Origin of the sequence: Vibrio makurazakiensis (genome assembly GCF_050337375.1) — a bacterium.
Classification (GTDB): domain Bacteria; phylum Pseudomonadota; class Gammaproteobacteria; order Enterobacterales; family Vibrionaceae; genus Vibrio; species Vibrio makurazakiensis.
On the sequence record NZ_JAKJSW010000055.1, the window covers coordinates 1 to 22,938 of the forward strand.

The following is a 22,938-nucleotide window of genomic DNA, read 5'->3' on the forward strand; positions in this document are numbered from 1 at the left end:
GCGTAAAGTCAATCATATAAATAATGGCTGGCTTGGCAATAAAACACAGCAACGCGAGCAGGGCTGCTAGTGCACAGCTTACAAATACGTAACCCCAGGCGGTATTTTCTACACGCTGATAATTTTTAGCGCCGATCTCATTGCCTAGAATTATGGAAGCCGCGACGGCAAAGCCCATGAAGGCTGAAATCAAAATACTTTCTACTGGTGCGAGTAACGAGATGATTGCTAACTCACCAACACCCATTTGTCCGACAATTACGTTGTAAATTAAAATACCGCCCGCCCATGCAGTGTCATGGAGCAGCATTGGTATAGCGACCGTAAGGTATCTCTTTCTGTAGACTGGTAATACCGCGTCACGCCAATTATTAAGCGTAGGGAATAGATGAGCATAATGTTTCTTTGCGATTACTAGTAGGGCAATAGTTTGCACGAACCTTGATATGGTTGTACCGATCGCCGCGCCAACCACGCCTAGTTCTGGGAAACCAAACAGTCCGAAGATCAGTAGTGCATTTAGAGTCGCGTTAATGACTATCGCCCAAATACTAATTTTTGTCGGCAGTTTTGCTTCTCCCACGGAACGTAGTGCACTTTCTAATGGTACAACCACCACAGTACCAATAAGGCTGACCCCTGTTATCCAAAGGTAATCCGTTGCCAATCGGATGTAATCAGGGTCTGAGGCCACCACAGACACAACTGATTCAGGGGCCAATGTATAAATGAATACAAAAGGAATGATGGCAATAATCGACAATGCCCATGATTGCGCTAGCGTACGCCTAATTCCATTGAAGTCACCTGCACCAAAATATTGTGAAGCTAGCACGCTGACAGCACCACTAATTCCAGAAATCATGATCAAATTGAAGAAAAATATACGGTTACCAACACCAACTGCTGCTGTTGCTGAGTCCCCAAGTTGGTTGACCATAAAAATGTCGATAACACCTAGCAATGAGAACAGCATGGTTTGTAAAGAGACAGGCAGGCCAATTTGAATCAGTTTTTTCCAAAAATCCTGGTCTAAATTTTTATATGTCGTAAGCATCGCATTTCTCCTGTATCCGATATGAAAGGAGTTTATAGCGATTTATTGATTGTGTATTCTCTCGTTTAATCACAAACTTTTGTCAAACTATCAACATGAATGAAAAGTTAGAACATTATGAAATTTCCGATAAAACACATCAAGAGTTCATAGAGCAAAGTCATGTCTTAGGCTTGGAAGAACGTGGCATCGTTCAGTGTGGGACTGCGTCTTGTCGAGAGTTCTTTTCTGTCTATCGTAAGCACCAACAAAAGCACATGCTGTTATTTACTGTTAGAGGTAAAGGATGGTTGGAAAGCGGAAACTGTCGTTACGTGTTGGAGCCAGGGTCTTGTATTACTGTGCCTGCAGGTATTGAAAATGGATTTGGGATTGAAGAGGAAACTTGGCAAATATCGTGGATATTTCTTTCACCTGAGAAGCATTGGGAAAATGTCGTGACTGATGAAGTGACGTATACACTTTCCCCTGCCGCAGAAGTTGTCACTGCATGCATTCATACCTTACTTCGAAGTATTTCACTGCCTATCAATTTAGGCGGGGAAATAGCCATTCACAGTGTCGCTCAAATTGAAGCAATTATTAATGCTCCGATTCCACAAGAACAATCACGAAATTCTGTTCGATTAAGAAGGGTATTTGAGAACGTGCAAAAGCAATTACATAAGGAATGGACGGTTCAGGAACTTGCGGGTCTGTTCCCATGCTCGGAACCTCACTTTCATCGATTATGTCAGCAGTATTTTTCTCGTGGGCCTATGAATCATATAATGAGGATGCGAATGGAATACGCCGCACGGCTTATTAGGTCAAGTGATTGGTCAATCCAGCATATAGGTGAAATTGTTGGTTATCCGAACGCGGCTAATTTTAGCACTCGCTTTAAAGCGTGGTCAGGCATGACCCCGAGACAATTCAAAAAAATGGCTCCTTAATCATCTTAAACTGCTAATCAACGAAGCCAAATTTTTCTAACGCATGTTCTACTATCTTTACAAGTTGATCAGCTTAACACCGACCCCAATACGTGTTTGCGATAGGTTGTAGTCAATCATAGTTTCACCATAACCATGATAAGCCTGTACATAAAACCCAATGACTTTACTCATAGGAAAGTTATACCCAGCTTCAATGCCGCCTTTATTTGATGAGAAATTGTAGAAACCACGTGTATTGAACTCACCAAAACCTGAATGCATTTTGAACCACATTTCGTATGGCGCGTAATAGTCATCGATATCGTCTTGTTCTGTCCTTAATATAACCCAGGTGTGAATGCCATATTCGATCGGGCCTTGAAAGCGTTCTAACGCTATATAGCCACGATCCCAGCTGCGTGATATTGCACCAGCTCTACCATTCGATTCGTGCTTATAACCGACTTCAAAATGGTTAAAAACAAGCATGTTAGATTGGTTGGCTATAAACAGTTGTGGCTTATAGTTGGTTTCTCTAAATGGTGAAGAAGCATCCGAATTTAAAGCCTGCCACAGGGACTTTTGTGTATAAGAGGCCATTAATGCCGTGTTACTTGCAAGAGGCAGTATCGGGACGGACGCTGAAAACTGAAATTTGATTTCAAAGAAATCTACGTCTTCTTCCTCTGCACCTAAAGGAGCATAAGCCTCGGTATTTATATCTGAAGTGTACGTAGCCAGTGCATAACTATCTTCATAAGAAGAAAGGGTTGAAATGCTTTTTGCCTGTAATGCACACGAGCAAAGCAATAAAGCAAGATATCTAAAGTTCATCAATAACCTTTATATTGGTATTTATACGGCAAGCGACGGCCGAATTCAGTAATAATACACCGTTCCAATAGTTGTAAGCAATTAATGAGCCATCGAGTGAATCTGTGATAGATATTTACGTAGTCGTAAACTTATGAAGACGGTTATGGTGGGAATATGAGCTTACGGTGTTTTGGGGGTTCTTAAATTGTAAATAAAATGATAACGTGGAGATCATTACTTGAATTTCAAAGGGTTGTGACTTTCATGCTATCACATCTATCAAAACCAACATTAGATCCTATTCTTTCACTCTCTGTTGCTTATCGTAACGATGCTCGCACAGATAAAGTCGACCTTGGCGTTGGTGTTTATCGTAATAACCAGGGCGAAACACCAATTATGAAAGCGGTTTCGATGGCGCAGGACATCGTTGTCGAGAGCCAAAAAACCAAAGCGTATGTTGGGTTAGCTGGCTGCGAAGAATTTAACCAAGGCATGATTGATTTGCTTCTTAAAGGCACGTCTGCAATGGACCGAGTAGCTGCAGTGCAAACCCCTGGAGCAAGTGGCGCACTTCGTATGCTCGGTGATTTAATGAGCCTTGCTCAGCCAGATACTACGGTTTGGATCTCAAATCCTAGTTACGTTAATCACAAACCTGTAATGGAAGCAGCAGGTCTTAAAGTTAAGTACTACTCTTACTTTAGCCCTGAAACGAAACAGGTTGATATCGCTCGAATGCTTGATGATTTGTCAAAAGCTGGGCCGAAAGATGTTGTACTGCTGCATGGTTGTTGTCATAACCCGACAGGGGCTGATATTGATTTCTCAGCTTGGCAGGAAATCACTAAACTTTCACAGAAAAATGGTTTTGTTCCTTTCGTTGATATCGCTTATCAAGGTTTTGGGGATGGGCTAGAAGAAGACGCAAAAGGTCTTCAACATATGGCAAATAATGTTGAAGAAATGCTAATCACAACCTCATGTTCAAAAAACTTTGGTTTGTATAGAGAACGTACTGGCGCTGCAATTGTTATTGGTAAAAATAGTGACCACGTAACGAATGCTAAAGGTAAACTACTGACATTAGCTCGTTCCACTTATACTATGCCGCCTGATCATGGTGCGGCTTTAGTGAAAACTATTTTGCAAAATCAAGATCTAACAAGTATCTGGAAGCAAGAATTAAGTGAAATGCAGCAGCGTTTGTTAAATCTAAGACAAAGCTTATGTAACGAGTTGAGAAATAATCACAATACTGCACAATTCGATTTTATTGAAAGCCATAAAGGCATGTTTACAGTATTAGGCTTCTCTCAATCTCAAATGGTTCAACTGCGTGAAGAATTTGGGATCTACGGTGTTGATGATGGTCGTATTAATATCGCAGGCCTATCTGAAACTCATATTCCTTATGTTGCTAATGCTATTGCCAATGTATCCAAATAAACGGTGAACTTATGAATAAAAGAAAAGCGCTGATTGCATTATTGATGAGTGGTGGATTAATGGCTTGTTCAACAACGAGCCCGATTACTGAAGAGACAGATAAAACCGATAAAACTACTGATACCTCAACGGAAGTCGTTGTAGAAAAACCAGTAGAACCAGAAGTGACTCCTGAAGAGCCAAAAGTTGAAGAGCCGGTGAAGCCGAAACCTCCGGTTGTAGAAACAACTAAGAAAACGGCAGACGGAAAGTTGATTCTTGGTGAAGAAGAGTGGGTTTTTATTCCTGGTCTTAAAGAAACGTTTAAAGCTCGTGTAGATACAGGAGCAACAACTTCATCAATTAGCGCTGTCGATATTGTCCCATTTGAAAGGGATGGCAAAGACTGGGTTAAGTTTAAAATTGAACATGATGGCATCAATAGTAAAGAGTTGAGCTTACCTGTTGAACGATGGGTGAAGATCAAACAGTCAAGTGCTGAAGGTACTCAGGAACGTGCGGTTATCGCTGCGTGGATCCAGATTGGTGACTTAAAAGAAAAGACAGAGTTTACTTTAGCTGATAGAACTCATTTAAAGTTCCCATTGCTACTGGGTCGTAGTTTCTTCCGTGACATCGCTGTTGTCGATGTAGGCCAGAAATACGTACAAGACAAGATTCGTAAGTAAATAAAAGTTTAAAAATAAAAAGCACCGAAAGGTGCTTTTTTTATGCCTAAAGCAAATCATTTACTCTGTCACAAATACTGAGAGTCATTAGTAATCATTGCTCTAGTACAAAGTTCGATGTCTATACTTAACACTTGTAGCCATTAACTCGCGAGGCGATAGCTATTGAAAGTTAAACTTTTATATATCTCTTTGTTTGGGTTTATTGCGGTGTTTTATTTAGCCGCAATCAAGTACATGGCGATTTTGGATAACGACTTTATAGCGATTTATTTGACCTGGCTTGTTGAAATCGGCAGCAGGTCAGGGATCAACTTTAGTTATGACAGTTATTCAATGATGTTTGGCTTAGTGTTTCCACTGATATCAACCTTTGAAGAGAACATTAATGTTGTCTACGTTTTCAGAATAATAAATGCGCTGATTATTATACTCATCTCATTACAGCTTTATCTGTTAATGAAAATAGTGGTGCAAAAATATGTAGCACTTTGCTCAATCGCAGTTCTCTTACTGACAACGGTAATGTACACAAGAGGCATCGATATTAGACCAGATATTTTTGTTTTATTTATCTGGCTACAAATTATATTGATGCTTGCTCATGAGAGGTCGTTGGGTAACGTATTACGCATGTTCATTGTGGGATTCCTCTATGGGATGGGGTTTTTATTTAAAGCTAAGTCTTTGATTATAACTGTGCCTATGGTCATATTGTTTTATGGCGGATGTATCCATAGTGGCATGTCGGTGCTCAGGGCGATACGCTCATTACTGACTATTTTAGTTGGTTGCTTCGTAGCTTTAGCCATTTACTTTCTACGAGCCAATATTAATGGGCTAGATGAAGTGTACAGTGCAGGTTTCCAGCTTATCTCTCATTCGTTTGGCAACGATGATGATGCCGGGTTGAAAAGTGTCGTAATTTTTAACGCAATARAGGCAGACTTCGGCTACTGGCTATTTTTCATATTTGGTTGTTATATTGTAGCTAAAAACTACGCTAAATATCACACAAGCCAACTGCTGCTGTTTATGGCTGTCTTTACTCTGATCGTCTTGTCAGTTGTTATAAATCCACACTATTACGCTTATAACCTAGTCTCACTGTATTCATTAATGATCATAATATCGTGCGTCTATATCAAAATCCCTCTAGATAAGAGCTTCTTTTCATCAAATAAGCTCAAGATTGTATCGGCATTATTGATTAGCTCTTACTTAATGATTAAAGCGTTCGTAGGAATTGTAGAAGTGACTCGTTACACCATTGATCACCAATTAGCACTAAACAAGTTCATTAAAGAGAACGTAAGCACTTCCCGTTCAATTTATGCGTATGGGAATATTGATAAGGTTAAGTGGTCTCAAGTTCACTGGATTGGCTACGCCCATAGTAAAGGTAATTCAGGGAATCAGTCTTACAATGTATGGAAGGAAATTAAGAAAACCGCTCCGATATTGGTGATCTTGAATTACAAAATGCTTAGTAAATTAAGCGCGTCTGATAGAAAAGATTTGTTTGAGCATTACGCTTACTTAACACCGCAAATTTTGACACCAGGGATCAGCACGCAAGGGTTGATGAAAGGTCGATTATTGCTCTCTGGTCGTTATAAGCTGACCAACAGCGAAGAAGCATCGTGTCGAGTCGACGATAAAGTCATTGCACATGACACTATCCTTAGGCTGAAAAGGGGGCGACATACGCTTGAGTCTTCTACCGGCCGTTGTGCTTTGAAGTTCAATTTTGACGACGATGCCGTCAACAAACTTATGATGAGCAATCCAAATATGTTGCCGTATTTAGTCACTCCACGGAGCTGATTTCGCTTCAACTCGTTACTCTCATAAAAATGCCTCCATGCAGGAGGCAAAAATACTATCTTCTTAGCTATGTACATAAGTTACGCAGTCTCTACATTACGCCTTACATTGCGGCCGAGTGGTTCCGTAGTTAGGCAGAGTCTTTATCGTTGCTTGTAAATCTTTAATACGAGTATTGTGCGATGGGTGTGTAGACAGCAATTCAGGTGGTGCGCTTCCACCAGATGCTTTCGCCATGTTCTGCCATAAATCAACACTTTGGTTTGGGTTGAAGCCAGCTTTAGCCATGTATTCTAAACCAACAATATCAGCTTCAGACTCCTGAGTTCGTCCGTAAGGTAGAATCACACCGTATTGAACACCTAGCCCTAAAGCTGCCATCGTTACACCTTGATATTGGCTGTACTGTGAAGCGCCAACAGCAATATTGGTGAGCTGTAATCCGGTATTAGCGAGTTGAGACTGTGATAAACGTTCGTTACTGTGGTCAGCTAAAACGTGTGCGATTTCATGCCCGATAACCGTTGCCAATTGATCTTGGTTGACCGCCACTTTCAGTAAACCTGTGTATACACCAATCTTTCCTCCCGGTAGAGCAAATGCATTCACCTGGTCACTGTCAAAGACAACCACTTCCCAATTATTGAATCCCTTTTGCTTTGGGATATATTGGGTAATGCTATTAGAGACACATTGAACATAGGCATTGGTTTTTGCGTCTTTACTGATTGGCTGTTCTTTCTTCATCTGCTCGAATGATGTCGCACCAAGCTGATTCATGTCTTGATCTGAAAAAAGCAGTAACTGATTACGTCCAGTTGGAGAGGCACTACAGGCCGTTAAGCCAGCAACCACAAGCAGAGTCGCTGCTTTGATCCATGTAGTCATAGGATATCCCTCATATATTACGATATTTACTCATGTTAACATCAACTTGCGTGATAATTAAAACAACGATTAAGGATTCATACGTGAGTATTTGGAAAAAACCATTAGATTTAGAGTCCCTTAACGCGACATCCAAAAATACATTGATAGAGCACCTTGAAATTGTCTATACCGAAATTACAGACGATTCACTAGTTGCAACTATGCCTGTTTGTCACTTCACTCACCAACCGCTAGGTATGCTACATGGTGGGGCGTCTGTGGTATTAGCGGAAACATTAGGTTCTCTTGCTGCAAATTACTGTGTACCTGAAGATTCATACTGTGTTGGGTTAGACATTAACGCCAACCATGTCAGGGCAATGCGAGAAGGGCATGTGATTGGTGAAGCTAAGCCGATACACTTAGGCGTTTCAACTCAAGTTTGGCAGATCAACATAACCGATGAGCGTCAGCGTTTAGTATGCACAAGTCGTCTGACTATAGCGGTCAAAAAGCACAAACGTCGTTAGCTAGAAGCTGTATAAATTAGAGAGTAGGAATCATTTTGGTTATTGATTTTAAAAGCGGAAAAATTATCGCAACACCTCATGAAATCGTCGTACGTTTAGATGGTGAGCATCGGGTGACGTTACAAGCCCAAACCGATGCAATTCAATTGATAGGCAAGGGTGCTAACGTCATTTCGGTAAACGGTGCAGAGTGCAAGTGGTCGATAAAACTCGATAATGAAGCTCAACTTACTGAACTCGCTCAGGCAATTGGCATCGCTATTTTGTAATCTAATTGAGTGATCGTGCCGATTTACTTGGAAATCTCCCATATCAAACTTGCGTAATACTTATAAAATGAGGAAACTATCATAATCGTATGTTAATGATGATTTCCTCTTTATGAGCAGCCCTAGACTGAGAGTCCAATTCGAAAAGCTTTTCGAACATTTTGATGGCAAAGACAGTGGTATCCAACTTGAAGATATTACCGATGTTCTTTGTTGTACCCGCCGTAATGCCAGRATCGTTCTTAACAAATTAGCAGAAGAAGGCTGGGTTGAATGGCATCCAGCAGCGGGGCGCGGAAAACTATCATCATTAATTTTTAAGCGTAACAGAAACGATGTCAGCGAGAATCTAGCTCGCCGTTATCTTGAAGAAGGTAAGGTCGGCCAGGCGCTTGCTGTATTAGATAGTGATGCTGCGAAGCTTACCCAGGTACTACAAGGTTACCTAGGAGTTCAGTATCAGGAAGGGGAACAAGTTGTTCGCTTGCCTTATTATCGTCCTCTTTCAATGCTCGATCCCCTCAAATCTATGCGCCGATCTGAGCAGCATATTGCTTGTCAGGTGTTCAGCGGGCTAACTAGGCTTGATGATAATGGTGAACTCCAGCCCGACCTCGCTCATTCTTGGCAATCTATTACTGATTGTCATTGGCGTTTCTACTTAAGGCCTGGGGTTAGGTTCCATAATGGTGAGCCGCTTTTAACCCAATATGTTGTTGATGGATTGAATCAACTAGAACCACTGAATAYGTTTTCTCATATTCGTGAAGTGTCATCGCCTGCGGCATGGGTGGTTGATGTCTTCCTTACTCGTCCCGACAAGTATTTCCCTTTAGCGTTGACCGAGTCGAACGCTAAAATTACGCTGCCAAACAGTTTACGTAGTGATGACTATGATACGAAACCTGYTGGCACTGGCCCGTATAAGCTTGAAACTAACGACGATAAACGCCTTATTCTACAAGCATTTGATGGCTACTTTGGCTTTCGTCCATTAATGGACCGCGTTGAGGTTTGGGTTGTCGACGAAGCTTATTCTTCCATGGTTTTCCCTAGTTTAACGAAACCTACGATTTCTGACCGAGGTTCTAGTGACGAAGTTGAACTTGATCCCGGGTGTACTTATTTATTACTCAATCGTAGAAATGGCATTGCTAAAGATCCTCAATGGGCAGAGTACCTAGCAAGTGCGTTAAGCGCATCTAACTTATTCACTCATATCCCACAGTCTACAGTGATTGAGTTGGGTGTTTTGCATGCTTATGGCTTAAAACCCGGTTGGTATGACGTGATGCCCGACCAAGTGATGGCGGCTCCTAAATTAGATAGAAAACTAAAGATCGCGTATCAGCCTCAACATCCAATGTTTCCGACGGTTGCGAAAGCAATTACGACTATCCTAAAAGAAAGTGGTATCGAGGTGGACTTTATAACCTATGATTTAGAGCCTCCAAAACCAGAAGACGTAGATGTTTGGATAAAACCGATGGGGATTGCCAACAATCGAGATGATGCTCTCGCGGGTTGGTTACTTGATTACAGTGATATTCAGAACTTAAGCCCACACGATGACTTTGATCATTGGTGCCACTTAGTTGATCGTTGGCGATCAGGTGAATTTGAACAGTTTCCAGCACGTAAAATCGGTAAAGAGTTGGTGAGCAGTAATCAGATTGTTCCAATGTTCCATTGCTGGCTTGGTGTTAATAAAGACCAATGCGGTACGTTACAAAATGCAAAATGTAATGCACTAGGTTGGTTTGATTTTAGCCAAGTCTGGGTCAAACCCGAATTACCAAATTAATGAAAGTTACCTAATGAAAAACTCTGCTATTAAAACATCGATGTACTTGCTGGTGGCATTGATTGCCTTTGCCGCAAATTCAGTATTATGTCGCTGGGCATTAGCGGAAGGGGCGATTGATCCATACAGCTTCACTTTTATTCGGATTGTATCAGGCGCTATCACTCTATTAGGTTTAGTTGTCCTATTCAGACCAAAAGGTTTTTCATTTAWAGCCGCAAAAAACTTAGTGAGTGTGCGTGCTACAACTGTATTACTTGCTTATATGTTTGGTTTCTCATTTGCCTATACTGAGTTAGGGGCCGGGCTAGGGGCTCTTGTACTTTTTGTCGCCGTACAATTTACGATGATTTTAATGCACCTCAAGTCTGGCAATAAAATGTCTTACCTGGAATGGTTTGGCATTTTTTGCTCTATCGGCGGTTTCATTTATTTATTGTCTCCTAACTCTTCTGGCTCTCAATTAGAAATGTACTCCATTTTACTCATGGTATTGGCTGGAGTGAGCTGGGGTTTTTACACATTACTTGGCAAAAAGACTGACCAACCATTGGTTGCAACAATGGTTAATTTTGTTGTTGCTGCGCCTGTAGCATTGAGCTTTTTTCCCATATTTACTGATTCAATAACGGCTAACGCACAAGGTGTAATTTATGCGGTTATGTCAGGAAGCATCGCCTCAGGAATGGGCTATGCCTTGTGGTATAAAGTGCTGACGAATATCTCTACCGTTGTGGCATCCGTAGCGCAGTTATCTGTGCCTGTTATTGCGACAGTGGGCGGGGTGTTACTGCTTTCTGAACCTTTGACTGTTCATTTCTCTATCTCATCAGGCATTATTCTATTTGGAATTGCTTGTGTAATCCTTTCTCCTGTCATTTTTAAAAGGTCGAAAGTCGCCAATTAAAAGCTAAAGATCGTTTAAAGTAACCCATCAAAGACATGGCAATCCTACCAACCTACCTAGTATTTAAGAACATATGGCTAAACCAAATAAGAAACAACCAACCAAAACAGTCGACATTTACTGCGCAAAATGTAAGGCACAACTTTTCAAATACCGTAAAGGCGGTAAGGGTGCGTTAGTAAAGTGTTTTAAGGAGCGCATTGTTGAAGATTACACTCAACAGCCATGTCATTGCCCAGCCTGTGGAATTGAATTTGCCCGCGATACCTTAGTTAGGGGGACACCAGCGTTCAAAATGATTGGCGGTAAGGTCACATTTAAGTAGAACGATATTATATCCATACAAACAAATTGAATCCTCAGTTTGCTTATATGGCATAAAGAATGACTTATAGAAGTTTAAGTGCGACTGACTCATAAGGTTTTAGTGACAGTGTAGCGTTTAATCGCGAATACGTATCGTAGTTCTTTATCAAACATTCAACGTTTCGGTCTTGGAACTCGGGTGGCAATTCAACAGAACAGGCTTCATGACTAAAATTACAGAATATGACTATCTGTTCACTTTGATCATGGAGGAGGTAAGCCAATATCGAAGGGTGATCTTCGAGTAGTGGTTCAAATTGGCCATAAACAATACAAGGGTGCTGCTTTCTTAGCGCTATTAGAGCTTGGTAATGATAGAAGACAGACTGCTTATCTTCTAATGCTTGTTCGACGTTTATTTGTTGATAGTTTGGATTAACTCCAATCCAAGGTGAATCTGAGGTGAACCCTGCATGCTTCGAACTGTTCCATTGCATTGGTGTTCTAGCATTATCTCGGCTGTTTTCATGAATCGCATCCATCATTGTTTGATGAGTTACGCCAGATTCCGTTTTAACCTGATAAAAGTTGAGCGTCTCAATGTCTTTATATTCACTTAAAGTCTCGAACCTTACGTTAGTCATGCCGATCTCCTCACCTTGGTAGATATAAGGAGTGCCTTTCATAAAGTGTAAAGCTGTCGCTAACATTTTGGCTGACTCGATTCGATAGCGTTCATCACAACCAAATTTAGACACGACACGCGGTAAGTCGTGGTTATTCCAAAAAAGGGAGTTCCAGCCATTATCTTGTAGCTCAATTTGCCATTTAAAAAGTACGCGCTTCAAATTGATTAGGTTTAAAGGGGTTGGACGCCACTTATCGCCATCTTCCCAGGTGAGCGTTATATGCTCAAACTGAAAGACCATCGACAGTTCTTCACGCTCAGGGGCGCTATATAACTTAGCAATTTCCGGTGTCGCACCCCATGTTTCACCAACGGTTAGCAGCGCTTTACCGCCGAATGTTTCTCGATTCATTTCCTTCAACAAGGGGTGCAAACGAGTTCCGTTYCCTGTGACACCGTTATCAATTTCTTTGCCGATAAGGTCAATGACATCAAGCCTAAAACCACCAATTCCTAGTTCAATCCACCAATTCATCATGTCATGAATCTGTTTTTGAACGGCTGGATTTTCCCAGTTTAAATCGGGTTGACGTTTTGAGAATAGATGGAAGTAGTATTGCTCAGTATTGTTATCCCATTGCCAAGCACTACCACCAAAAACCGAACCTTGAGAATCCGGTGGGGAGCATTGTTGTTCGGCTAAGGAAGAATATTGTGCATCTCGCCAAATATAGTAGTTACGATACGGGTTATCTTTCGACTTTTGCGCTTCTTTAAACCAAGGGTGTTCATCTGAGGTATGGTTGACGACTAAATCCATGATGACCTTAATACCACGCTGTTTTGCCTCACGTAGTAATCGTTTCATATCTTCCATCGTGCCGAACTCTTCAGCAATGGCTTGGTAATCTGAAATATCGTAGCCATTGTCATCCATTGGTGACTGATAAACAGGAGAAAGCCAAATGACGTTGATACCCAGTAAAGATAAGTAGTCGAGTTTACTAATTATTCCATTAAGGTCGCCAATACCGTCGCTGTTGGAATCATAAAAGCTACGAGGGTAAATCTGGTAAACGACCGCGCTGTGCCACCATTCTTTTTTCATTTCTTTTTACCTATTTAATCAGACACAACGACTATATAGAAGACAAAGCAAACCGAAAAATAGCGTTACAAGTTACTTGTATAGATATTTTCTATATCGAAGCGATACTCACCCCGAGAAATTTCTAACATATCGCTGTTTATGTATGGCAAAATCTATATCTACTTGATTTCAGTAAAGTGATTGGAATGAAAAAAGCAGAACTCTATTTTTTAACTGTTGCTATGCAAGGGACAATAAAATCGGCAGCGGAAGTTCTTAATATTGCGCAACCATCGTTAACAAGCTCGATAAAGAAACTTGAATTGGAGTTAGGTGTTGAATTGTTGATTCGCCACCCTAGAGGTGTAGAACTCAGTACATATGGTAAGCATTATTTTCAGTATGTAGAAAAGCTCAAATTAGATCATGATCAAATGGTACGTCAGCTTTCTGAAATGAAGTTGCGTCAACAAGGTAAGCTGAAAATTGGGACAGGTGAAGCATGGTGGGAGCTATTTGTAAAAAACGCGATTCTGTCGTTTCAGCAACACGCCCCTCAAAGTTCACTTCACATTGAATTCGGTAATAACCTAAATTTGATGTCTCATCTTATACAAGGTGACATAGATTTGTTTATCGGCCATGAGATCCACGGTTTAGATGAGAAGCATCGAGTTCGATTTATCCCGATCCTTCAAGATAGGGAAGCCGTTTACGTGCGCGCTGGCCATCCAATTTTTAGCTCTCTTCCAAAAGGTTTCGAGAAAAATGTGGGGGTTGAAGTAAATGATGAAGTGAAACAACTGACAAGTGATTACCCTGAGTTGAGAGTAACGTCCGATCATACTCGCAATCGGTCAATACTATCGATACCACCTAAGACGGTAACGAATAGCAATACAACATTCGACATTGACTCTTTGTCTGCAGCCATCGATTTCCTCAAATCTACGGATGCGATTATGCCTTATACGGCTGAAATTCAAAATTGGATGGAGAGCCAAGGTATCGTTGCTCTATACGTTAAGAGGTTTCGCAAAGGTAATGTGGGGATCTACACTAAGGAAGAAGCATCAACTGAGCTAAGTAGCCAGTCTGTTAACGCTTGTATTCAAGAGATCAAAAAGGCGTATCGCAATGCAAAGTTTTAGGTCTGAAAATAGGTTTATAGTGGGAATGAAACAATGAGCAACGAGACAAACAGCGGTATTGTTTTGACAACCGTTGGGTCAAAGACACAAGCCAACCTAGTTATCGAAGCTCTATTAACCAAAAAGCTCGCTGCCTGTATTCAAGTGCTTCCTATAGAAAGTCACTATGTTTGGGAGGGTAAGATCTGTAATGACGAAGAGCTACTTCTGGTGATAAAAACGACAAAGGTATTATATAACGCTGTTGAAGAGACAATTTGTGAAAAACATGAATATGACGTTCCACAAATTGTCCAAGTTTCAATTAGCGATGGATTCAACCCATATCTAAGTTGGATAGAGCAAGTAACGGCAAAGTGAAACTAGAAACCAGTTTACTTGATATGCCCTTGTAGGTGCATGAGCATTAATGAAACGATCGCACCGCTGGTATCGCACAGCATGTCTTTTTGCGCATCCCATATATCGCCTTGAGAACCTAAAAATGCGATACCTTCATCGCCACCAGCGATAGCGGCATACCACCACTCGATGATCTCATAGCCGGCAGCAATACTCATGATTGCAAACAAAGCGAAGAGCGATGCTAACATAGGTTTGCATAGCTTATTTTTGATTAGATACTCAGCTAGAGGGTAGGCATACAAGCCAATAGAAAAGTGTGCTACTCGGTCAAAGTTATTTCGGTCAGAACCGATCAGATTGTTAAACCAATCAAATGGCACTTCGGCAAAGGTATACTTTGCACCCACGGTATGCAGAATTAGCCAAATAAACATGAGGACATAAGCTGTTTTACTAAAAAGATGCTTCGCTGATACCCACCAAATTCCAACAAGAATCAAAATTGCTGGGATAATTTCGGCAAACCATACGGCGCGAGAAGCAGGGGCAATGGCTGAAAATAGGAATACCAGAGCATAAATGGTACTTAGTGCATACAAAGTCAGTTTTTTATTTTTTAGTGACGTATCCATTGATAACTCCTGTTTACTTTTCTTTATCATGGCATACAAATGAACACCGTTCAATTGTCGTTATATGGCGTCAATAATTACTAATTCTGTTGGAAATTGAACGTAAAGCCCACAAAGTAACCTAACGATTCCTTACATTTCATTAAAGTTTGATTTACGTATATCGCATCTCTAAAATCACTGCACAATTACTACAAAAGAAAGAAAGTCATGAAACTGGAAACTGTCGATTATCTTGCTGAAGATGCAGCTGAACAATTCGTAAAATCATTACGTGAAACTGGATTTGGTGTTTTGAAAAACCACCCTGTCCCTAAAGAGCTGGTAGAGTCAATTTACGAAAATTGGTACCAATTCTTTATCTCTGAAAAGAAGAATGACTTTCACTTTAACGTAGAAACACAAGATGGTTACTTTCCGCCATCTGTGTCTGAAGTGGCAAAAGGCCATACAGTTAAAGATATCAAAGAATACTTCCATGTTTACCCATGGGGTCAAATTCCTGCTGAGCTAAAAGAACAGATCCTAGACTACTACACACGTGCCAATGCATTTGCAGAAGAGCTTTTAGGTTGGGTCGAGGCTCATGCGCCTAAAGAAGTTCAAGATAAGTTCTCTATTGCACTTTCAGAAATGATTAATGGCAGTGAGCAAACTTTACTTCGTGTACTTCACTACCCACCAATGCAGGGCGATGAAGAGCCAGGTGCAATTCGTGCGGCTGCTCATGAAGACATTAACTTACTAACTGTTCTACMAGCAGCGAACGAACCTGGACTACAAGTTCAATCGAAGGACGGTGACTGGTTAGACGTACCTTGTGATTTCGGTAACTTGATTATCAATATTGGTGACATGCTTCAAGAAGCATCAGGTGGTTACTTCCCATCTACAACTCACCGTGTAATCAACCCATCAGGTGCACGCCAAGAGAAGTCTCGTATTTCGCTACCTCTATTCTTACACCCTAAGCCGGAAGTAGTGCTTTCTGAGAACTACACGGCAAATGAATACTTGATGGAACGTTTACGTGAACTAGGCGTAATCTAAATAAGCGTTTATTCTTTTAAAAGGTCAGCAGTTGCTGGCCTTTTTTGTTGGTCGCTTCAAGAAATAGAGACCGAAATGTAATCCTACTCGACAAACGGTTAGCTATGGATTTCAATTAATAGAGTGAATCTTTTAGGTACGACTTTATATGTCAGAAAATCAGAACGTCAGCGCAACTTTCCAAACTTATATGGAAAACCCATTATTGTGGCCAATATTGGAAGTACTGAGAAAAAAACCAAGTGGTTGGAAGGTGCATACTTTATCGGCGCACTTGAACGAACTTGGTTTGGTACCGATTCTAGATGGCCTCCCTGAAAAGGATCTTTTTAAGCGTAATTTCTTAATCATGAATGCTTTATATCAACTTCAAGAAACACTTTATCCAGACAATTGGCTGCAGGTTTGTGCGATGGATATAGTACTCATGCCAAGTCAGCATGCTTCTTCTCATGCGGTTGATCATGAAGATCCTTTACGTGATTATTATGTTCACTGGCATAACTATGAAGCTGAAGAAGGGGAAGTCAAAAGATTACTTAATGAATTTTGGACTCGCTATCGAAAATTTGTTGGTAGTACGAATGGCGTTGATATGGATAGAGCAAAAGCCCTTAGCCTATTCGAACTGCCTCATGATGCTACGCAACCTGATATTCGAAAGCGTTGGCGTAAGCTAGCGCTAAAATGGCACCCAGATAGAGACAACGGTAATACTGCGAAATTTCGAGTTCTTTGTGAAGCTTGGAATGTATTAAGGCACTGATATAACTGACAACGAATTATTGATCAAAAGCCCCATGCACTTTGTTTTAGTGGATGGGGCTTTTCTATGCAGCATGGATTATTTGAGTAGGCTATAACCTCAATGAATCATGCCTCACTCAAGAAAAATCATTAGGATGGATTTTTACTTATCTTCTTTTCGTGCTCAAACGCGTAATCGAGCACTTTTCTTATATAAGGAGCACCCACTCTAGAGCCACCATTACCGTGCTCTAAAACTACCGTCGCGACATATTTTGGGTCATTGTATGGCGCAAAGGCGGTGTAAAGACCGTGATCCAGTAGGTTTCGAGCAAGCTTTTTGGAGTTATATACCTGGTTCTTATCAAGCCCAAACACTTGTGCCGTACCGGATTTACCACCACTGATGTAGTCTGCCGTTTTAAAAGCTCTTCTGCCGCTACCGTGACTTCCATGGTTAACTAACCTCATTGCGTTGATCGGGATATCCCATACGCGATCTGGAACTTCTTCAATCGAAGGCAAAGTTTTAATCTTTACAGAGCGTTGTTGATCAAAGTCTTCACCGTGGTTCATGGTTGCTTTTAAGATATGCGGTGGCATTACTTTCCCATGATTGACTAATACGGATGTTGCTTTAGCTAATTGCATCGGCGTTGCAGTCCAGTAACCTTGTCCGATACCAATTGGTACCGTGTCGCCTTGATACCAAGGTGTACGATAACGAGCCATCTTCCAGTCTCTGGTTGGCATATTGGCATTACTTTCTTCGTAAATATCTATGCCAGTCGGTTCTCCGAAACCGAAGCGATTCATCCAAGTAGAGATTCGGTCAATCCCTAGATCAAAAGCAGTCTGGTAGAAAAATGAATCAACGGACTCTTCAATAGCTTTAGTCACGTCAACAGGGCCGTGTCCCCAGCGCTTCCAGTCTCGCCACGCTTTTGAATTTGATTTAGAACCAGGTATTCGCCATACACCATGGTCATCTCTAATCGTATTCTTAGAAATGACATGTTCTTGCAGCCCAGCCACCGCCATAAACGGTTTAATGGTCGATGCTGGTGGATAAACCCCGAGTGTCGCTCGATTAACCAAAGGTCGRTCTGGGTCATTCAGCAGCTTTCGATAATCATTTCCTGAAATCCCATCAACAAATAGGTTAGGGTCGTAACTCGGGCTAGACGCCATAGCAAGTACGCTATTGTCTTGAGGGTCTAAAATAACGGCACTTCCCGTTCTATGATCTAACTGGTCATAAGCGTACTTCTGCAAATCGAGGTCGATATTTAGAACGATATCTTTGCCTGAAACAGGGGGCTCGTATTTGATTGTTCTAATAACTCGGCCCCGACTGTTTACCTCAACTTCTTGATAGCCCTTGGTACCGTGTAATAGCTCTTCATAATATTTTTCGACACCCAGTTTACCAATCACTCTAGTGGCTTGGTAATTTGCATCTCGACCTTGTTCCGAAAGATGGCGTAGGTCTTTGTCATTGATATGAGCAACGTACCCTAAAACATGGGTGAGTACTTCGCCATTTGGATAAAATCGCTTGAGGCTAGTTTCGACAGATAAGCTCGGGAATTGATATTGGTGTACCGAAAATTTGGCGACTTGACGTTCAGTTAAGTTGTCGAGAATAGTGACTGCCTTGAAAGGACGCGTATGGCTATATAGCTTTTTAATCGTCGTTAGCTGCTTGTCATTAAGTGGAATGATTTTGTTTAGTTTATCGAGTGTAAGATCCAGATTTTTGGTTTGTTCCGGAATCATAGTGAGTTCGTAAACCAGTTTATTCTCCGCAAGAAGTTGCCCGTTACGATCATAGATAAGCCCACGCGTGGGGGCGATAGGCAGCACTTTAATTCTGTTTCCATTTGCACGAGTTTGGTAGCTATCAAAATCTTCAACTTGCAGATGATAGAGGTTGGTCATTAGGACTAATGAAAGAAATAGAACACCACAAAAAGCGATGATGACGCGGTTTTGGAAAAGTTTTACTTCACTCTTATGATCACGCAATTTCACGCGTTTATGATTCATCGAAGCTTACCTGGTACATTTGGTTACATTTAGTGGGGGACTGTATCTGAATAGAATCAAGTTAATGTAAAAACACTGTCATGATTTCTAATAATTACGATGTTTAAATGCGTGTTCAAGCTTACGTAAATAAGTGCGAWCTAGTGAAAAGTATTGTAGTGGGTATGTGTTTGACGCACTAACTTAAAGGGAAGGTTAGTAGCAACAAAAAAGGCCTAACACGTGGTTAGGCCTTTTATCTAAAATTCAGTAACCTTAGTTAGAAGGTTTAAATTGAGTTTTACGCATACGGTTCATTGCTGCCATAACGTCTAACGTTCTTGGTTTAGCCAAGTCACCGTAATTTGGCATATTTAAGTGCCACTCGTCATTCAGCATTTCGTTAAACTCTTTAGCCGGGTTTGCAGACCAACCTGGTACTTGTGCAAACTGGAACCAAGCCCAACCAATAGCATTAACTTCTGACGATGATTCTAATTGCTCTAGTGCAGATAGGTCTGCGAATTCTTTACCGAAGCGCAAAGAGTCTTTACCTTTAGCCATCACTCGGAACTTACCGTCGGTCAAGATATTCATAAGTGCAGCTCGGTGTACAGAGCGTGGTACAAATGCCTCTAATGGTGTCTCGCACTCGTTTGAGCGTTGCGAAGGGTGCTGTTTAATTACTTCTTTCGCTTTTTCAGTAACGTCTACCGCTTGGTAGTCGTGCATTTGAATAACAGTATCTGCAACATCTAGGTAGTCACCTGAACCACCCATAACGACCATGGTTGAGATTTCCATAGTGTCACGAAGTTGGCCGATACGGTCAACAAGTGGAGTGATTGGTTCGTCGCCTTTAGAAACTAATGCTTGCATACGCTCATCGCGGATCATGAAGTTAGTTGCCGAAGTATCTTCATCGATCAATAGCGTTTGTGCGCCAGCTTCGATTGATTCTTGTAACCATGCAGCTTGAGACGTTGAACCAGACGCATCTTGAGTCGTGAAGTCGCTAGTGTCTTTACCCATCGGAAGGTGATTGATGTAGTTAGACAGGTTTAAGTGATGAACACAGCGACCGTCTTCTGCACGGATTTTCATAGCTTGCTGATTTGTTACAATGCCTTCGCGGCCATCTCCTGGAATATGGTTATAGATAGAGCGCTCAACCGCATTAAGCAGCGTAGACTTACCATGGAAACCACCGCCAACGATTAGGGTAATACCTTTTGGAATTCCCATACCTTTGATTTCGCCTTGGTTTGGAGTTTTTAAAGCGACTGTCAATGACTCTGGTGCTTCAAATGCTACAGCGTCTTTCATTGGCAAATCACAGTTACCTGCGATACGTGGAAGTACGCTGCCATTGGCAACGAAAGCAGCAAGGTTGTGTTCTTCTAATTGGTTACGTAGTGCTTCTTGGTCTTCAACAACTTGGCAATGCTCTACCAAAGCGTCGAAATTCAATTCTCTTTCTAATGTCGCACGACGAACAAACTTAGGTAGGTAGAACGTGATAATGTTGATCGCTTTTTTCGCTAAAATACTACGACCGTCTGCTGGCAAGTTAATGCGGAAGCGAAGCTCAATACCATGTTCAGTGAAGACTACGGCTGTATTATCTAATACCGTTTGACCAGTAAGAGCGATAGAAACTGTCGATTCTTGTTTAGCAAACTCAGCGAAGCTACGTGCAATAAAGTCACGTGCTGCTACTTGATAAGCTTGTGATTTCCCTTTTAGCCACTCTAAACCCGTTAATGACCATGCACGAGTTGCACGAAAACGAGATGCTGAAGCATACGGGTCGCCTTGAATGTGATCGATATGAAGTTCGAAGTCACCGAAGTCGTATTGACCTTTGATTTGTTGATATGCGCGGTAGTTCTGTTTTTCGAGCTTTTTTAGCTTTGCAGTCAACTGATCCATGACGATGTGTGCCTATTATAAAAGAGAAAGGCGGCGATTATAGAAACCGCCACCTATAGAGTAAAGAGAAACTAAAGTTAATTTCTAGTTGAAGGAGTATTGAGCCGTACCTGAGTAGTTTTGATTGATTAAACTATGCTCAAACTCTTGGCAGGGCATAGGTTTACCATAAAGGTAACCTTGGCCAATTTCACAGCCTTCCTGAATAATAAATTGCTCTTGTTGTTCTGATTCAATACCTTCAATGACGACTTTCAGATCTAACTTTTTAGCTATTTGAATAATGGAACGAACGATTTCTACGTCATCTTTTGAATTCTGCATTTGATCTATAAAGCTCTTATCGACTTTAATCGAGTCAAAAGGGAATTTCTTCAAGTAACTGAATGACGCATAACCCGTACCAAAGTCATCTAGTGACAGGGTAACTCCGATTTCATGTAAACTGTCTAATGTATTTTTTGCCACCACTTCATCGGCAATGAGGCCACTTTCGGTCACTWCCAATTCAAGAAAGTGTGATGGTAAATGATACGTTTCTAATAGGTGCATGACTTGCTCAGTAAAATGAGGCGTCTGTAGCTGAATGGCAGAAACGTTGACCGCCATTTTGAAGTCATCGACATAGCTAGACCATTCTTTGGCTTTTTCGATAGCCGCTCTCAATACAAAGCTACCTACCTCAAAAATCAGGCCATTTTGCTCCGCCATGTGTATCAGTGTTTCATTGGATATATCACCAAGTACAGGGTGGCGCCAACGGAGTAATGCTTCTGCGCCAATCCACCGGTGGGTAACAGGGCAAACCTTTGGTTGAAAATAAAGCATTAGGTCATCGTTACGAACGGCTTGTAGTAAGTAACTTTCTAGCTGATTGATATGGCTTTGGCTGTCAGTATGTGATTGTGAGTAATATGCATACTTCTGCCCAGAATCCTTACATGCAATCATGGCTTCATTAGAATTTTTTAAGAGTGACGCTGCATTTTGACCTGGCTGGCTGACTGCGATTCCAATAAAGGCATGTAAGTGAACTTTGTCTTTTTCTATATCAAATTCTGAGTGCCCAATCTCGACTAAACGTTTACATACATCATCAAGGCGATGTTGCAGATCTTTAGCACTAAAGGCAAACGCGAGGTCTACGGATGTAGGTCTTGCGGTTACAACTTCGATATCATCCAAGCAACCGAGCTTTTCACGATAATCAATTAATATTCGGTCGAAGGCTTGGTAACCATAACGGGCTTGTATTCTGCGCCCATTAGTAAAGCCAATATGGATCACCGCGAGGGGATTATCGTTTTTAGAAGTAGAAGAGGGTAAAAGCTGACTTAATTGATTTTCAAAAGCATTACGGTTGAAATAACCAGTGCCTAAATCGTGACTTTTTTGGTAAGAGATTTTTTGTTCTGCGGCTTTACGCTTGTCTATTTCTAGGTTTAATGAGTAATTCAGACTCGCTAAGTCTTTGGTTCGGGTATGAACGCGATTCTTTAACTCGCTGTTTAACTGTACGAGTTTGGCGTGTTGATAAATCGTCGTTAATTGTGACTCTATGGACACCTTAAAGCTCTCTAATAGCTTGATATAAGTAGTGGTGTAGTTATTTTCTTTGGAATCCAAAATACAGATGGTGCCGAATGGAGTATCATCAGGCCATAAAAGTGGGATACCACAATAAGAGATCATACCGAGTTTGATGTCGGGGTTACTGTCCCAATCTGGGTCTGAGAGTGCGTTTGGTACAACTAAACGCTGTTGTTCTTCAAGTACTGTTTCACAATATAACCCATTACCAAGATGTTCTGAGTCTCCTTTCTTGTATGGGTTACCATCACTATTACTGGTAGAAAACACTTCAATTGAGTCGCTACGAATTCTCATTACTAAAGCAGCGGGCACGTTTGTAAGC

The 22,938-nt window shown here is 41.3% G+C and carries 21 protein-coding genes; 13 read left to right on the top strand and 8 right to left on the bottom strand.

Features of this window, described 5'->3' with window-relative positions:
- The coding region (locus L4C33_RS08465; RefSeq protein WP_428811998.1) for an MATE family efflux transporter at window positions 1-1,057 on the bottom strand (1,057 nt) is incomplete at its 3' end.
- Window positions 1,058-1,152: 95 nt separating this feature from the next.
- Between L4C33_RS08465 and L4C33_RS08470 the strand changes: the two genes are divergently transcribed.
- Window positions 1,153-1,992 (top strand): AraC family transcriptional regulator, encoded by an 840-nt coding sequence (locus L4C33_RS08470; RefSeq protein WP_428811999.1) that lies wholly within the window; start codon window positions 1,153-1,155, stop codon window positions 1,990-1,992.
- 57 nt (window positions 1,993-2,049) lie between these two features.
- Here the strand turns inward: L4C33_RS08470 and L4C33_RS08475 are convergent, their stop codons facing one another.
- On the bottom strand, window positions 2,050-2,808 hold the full coding sequence (locus tag L4C33_RS08475; protein ID WP_428812000.1) for a phospholipase A: 759 nt from the start codon (window positions 2,806-2,808) through the stop codon (window positions 2,050-2,052).
- 246 nt (window positions 2,809-3,054) lie between these two features.
- Between L4C33_RS08475 and L4C33_RS08480 the strand changes: the two genes are divergently transcribed.
- From L4C33_RS08480 to L4C33_RS08490, 3 genes are all read left to right on the top strand, one after another.
- Entirely contained in the window at window positions 3,055-4,239 is a 1,185-nt protein-coding gene (locus tag L4C33_RS08480) for an amino acid aminotransferase (RefSeq protein ID WP_428812001.1), read from the top strand.
- Between the two features lie 11 nt (window positions 4,240-4,250).
- Window positions 4,251-4,907: an ATP-dependent zinc protease family protein gene (locus L4C33_RS08485; RefSeq protein ID WP_428812002.1), complete on the top strand. Its 657-nt coding sequence runs from the start codon at window positions 4,251-4,253 to the stop codon at window positions 4,905-4,907.
- A gap of 165 nt (window positions 4,908-5,072) precedes the next feature.
- Window positions 5,073-6,734, top strand: a complete 1,662-nt coding sequence (locus L4C33_RS08490) for a glycosyltransferase family 39 protein (protein WP_428812003.1) — start codon at window positions 5,073-5,075, stop codon at window positions 6,732-6,734.
- 96 nt (window positions 6,735-6,830) lie between these two features.
- Here the strand turns inward: L4C33_RS08490 and L4C33_RS08495 are convergent, their stop codons facing one another.
- On the bottom strand, window positions 6,831-7,622 hold the full coding sequence (locus tag L4C33_RS08495) for a M48 family metallopeptidase (RefSeq protein ID WP_428812004.1): 792 nt from the start codon (window positions 7,620-7,622) through the stop codon (window positions 6,831-6,833).
- Between the two features lie 83 nt (window positions 7,623-7,705).
- Between L4C33_RS08495 and L4C33_RS08500 the strand changes: the two genes are divergently transcribed.
- The 5 genes from L4C33_RS08500 to L4C33_RS08520 all read left to right on the top strand — a co-directional run bounded on the left by L4C33_RS08500 (window position 7,706) and on the right by L4C33_RS08520 (window position 11,439).
- Window positions 7,706-8,134 (top strand): hotdog fold thioesterase, encoded by a 429-nt coding sequence (locus L4C33_RS08500; protein ID WP_428812005.1) that lies wholly within the window; start codon window positions 7,706-7,708, stop codon window positions 8,132-8,134.
- 35 nt (window positions 8,135-8,169) lie between these two features.
- Window positions 8,170-8,403 carry a DUF3389 domain-containing protein gene (locus L4C33_RS08505; RefSeq protein ID WP_428812006.1) on the top strand — a complete coding sequence of 78 codons (234 nt, stop codon included), beginning with the start codon at window positions 8,170-8,172 and terminating at the stop codon, window positions 8,401-8,403.
- 112 nt (window positions 8,404-8,515) lie between these two features.
- Window positions 8,516-10,207 (top strand): SgrR family transcriptional regulator, encoded by a 1,692-nt coding sequence (locus L4C33_RS08510; RefSeq protein WP_428812007.1) that lies wholly within the window; start codon window positions 8,516-8,518, stop codon window positions 10,205-10,207.
- 28 nt (window positions 10,208-10,235) lie between these two features.
- On the top strand, window positions 10,236-11,114 hold the full coding sequence (locus L4C33_RS08515; RefSeq protein WP_428812018.1) for a DMT family transporter: 879 nt from the start codon (window positions 10,236-10,238) through the stop codon (window positions 11,112-11,114).
- A gap of 73 nt (window positions 11,115-11,187) precedes the next feature.
- Window positions 11,188-11,439, top strand: a complete 252-nt coding sequence (locus tag L4C33_RS08520; RefSeq protein ID WP_428812008.1) for a hypothetical protein — start codon at window positions 11,188-11,190, stop codon at window positions 11,437-11,439.
- Window positions 11,440-11,503: 64 nt separating this feature from the next.
- On the opposite strand, the gene L4C33_RS08525 is transcribed toward L4C33_RS08520, so the two are convergent.
- Complete coding sequence (locus L4C33_RS08525; RefSeq protein WP_428812009.1) at window positions 11,504-13,156, bottom strand: glycoside hydrolase family 13 protein; 1,653 nt, start codon at window positions 13,154-13,156, stop codon at window positions 11,504-11,506.
- A gap of 188 nt (window positions 13,157-13,344) precedes the next feature.
- On the opposite strand from L4C33_RS08525, the gene L4C33_RS08530 reads away from it, so the two are divergent.
- A complete protein-coding gene (locus L4C33_RS08530) occupies window positions 13,345-14,289 on the top strand; it encodes a LysR family transcriptional regulator (protein ID WP_428812010.1) in 945 nt (314 codons plus the stop codon).
- 33 nt (window positions 14,290-14,322) lie between these two features.
- Window positions 14,323-14,649 carry a divalent-cation tolerance protein CutA gene (cutA, locus tag L4C33_RS08535; RefSeq protein ID WP_428812011.1) on the top strand — a complete coding sequence of 109 codons (327 nt, stop codon included), beginning with the start codon at window positions 14,323-14,325 and terminating at the stop codon, window positions 14,647-14,649.
- A gap of 14 nt (window positions 14,650-14,663) precedes the next feature.
- On the opposite strand, the gene L4C33_RS08540 is transcribed toward cutA, so the two are convergent.
- A complete protein-coding gene (locus L4C33_RS08540; protein WP_428812012.1) occupies window positions 14,664-15,266 on the bottom strand; it encodes a DUF2238 domain-containing protein in 603 nt (200 codons plus the stop codon).
- A 210-nt stretch (window positions 15,267-15,476) separates the two neighbouring features.
- On the opposite strand from L4C33_RS08540, the gene L4C33_RS08545 reads away from it, so the two are divergent.
- Both L4C33_RS08545 and L4C33_RS08550 read left to right on the top strand, forming a co-directional pair.
- On the top strand, window positions 15,477-16,316 hold the full coding sequence (locus L4C33_RS08545; RefSeq protein WP_428812013.1) for an isopenicillin N synthase family dioxygenase: 840 nt from the start codon (window positions 15,477-15,479) through the stop codon (window positions 16,314-16,316).
- A 148-nt stretch (window positions 16,317-16,464) separates the two neighbouring features.
- Window positions 16,465-17,082: a DNA-J related domain-containing protein gene (locus tag L4C33_RS08550; protein WP_428812014.1), complete on the top strand. Its 618-nt coding sequence runs from the start codon at window positions 16,465-16,467 to the stop codon at window positions 17,080-17,082.
- Window positions 17,083-17,213: 131 nt separating this feature from the next.
- Here L4C33_RS08550 and mrdA read toward each other — a convergent pair whose 3' ends face one another.
- The 3 genes from mrdA to L4C33_RS08565 form a co-directional block, all read right to left on the bottom strand.
- Window positions 17,214-19,112: a penicillin-binding protein 2 gene (gene mrdA / locus L4C33_RS08555; protein ID WP_428812015.1), complete on the bottom strand. Its 1,899-nt coding sequence runs from the start codon at window positions 19,110-19,112 to the stop codon at window positions 17,214-17,216.
- Between the two features lie 255 nt (window positions 19,113-19,367).
- Window positions 19,368-21,023, bottom strand: a complete 1,656-nt coding sequence (locus L4C33_RS08560; protein WP_428812016.1) for a P-loop domain-containing protein — start codon at window positions 21,021-21,023, stop codon at window positions 19,368-19,370.
- An 84-nt stretch (window positions 21,024-21,107) separates the two neighbouring features.
- Window positions 21,108-22,938: bifunctional diguanylate cyclase/phosphodiesterase (locus L4C33_RS08565; RefSeq protein ID WP_428812017.1), on the bottom strand; the 1,831-nt coding region annotated here is incomplete at its 5' end.

Bases quoted from the DNA above. Each gene is read 5' to 3' on its own strand.
- L4C33_RS08540 (WP_428812012.1), bottom strand. From the start codon at position 15,266: ATGGATACGTCACTAAAAAATAAAAAACTGACTTTGTATGCACTAAGT.
- L4C33_RS08475 (WP_428812000.1), bottom strand. From the start codon at position 2,808: ATGAACTTTAGATATCTTGCTTTATTGCTTTGCTCGTGTGCATTACAG.
- L4C33_RS08520 (WP_428812008.1), top strand. From the start codon at position 11,188: ATGGCTAAACCAAATAAGAAACAACCAACCAAAACAGTCGACATTTAC.
- cutA (WP_428812011.1), top strand. From the start codon at position 14,323: ATGAGCAACGAGACAAACAGCGGTATTGTTTTGACAACCGTTGGGTCA.
- L4C33_RS08480 (WP_428812001.1), top strand. From the start codon at position 3,055: ATGCTATCACATCTATCAAAACCAACATTAGATCCTATTCTTTCACTC.
- L4C33_RS08495 (WP_428812004.1), bottom strand. From the start codon at position 7,622: ATGACTACATGGATCAAAGCAGCGACTCTGCTTGTGGTTGCTGGCTTA.
- L4C33_RS08485 (WP_428812002.1), top strand. From the start codon at position 4,251: ATGAATAAAAGAAAAGCGCTGATTGCATTATTGATGAGTGGTGGATTA.
- L4C33_RS08470 (WP_428811999.1), top strand. From the start codon at position 1,153: ATGAATGAAAAGTTAGAACATTATGAAATTTCCGATAAAACACATCAA.
- L4C33_RS08550 (WP_428812014.1), top strand. From the start codon at position 16,465: ATGTCAGAAAATCAGAACGTCAGCGCAACTTTCCAAACTTATATGGAA.
- L4C33_RS08530 (WP_428812010.1), top strand. From the start codon at position 13,345: ATGAAAAAAGCAGAACTCTATTTTTTAACTGTTGCTATGCAAGGGACA.
- L4C33_RS08560 (WP_428812016.1), bottom strand. From the start codon at position 21,023: ATGGATCAGTTGACTGCAAAGCTAAAAAAGCTCGAAAAACAGAACTAC.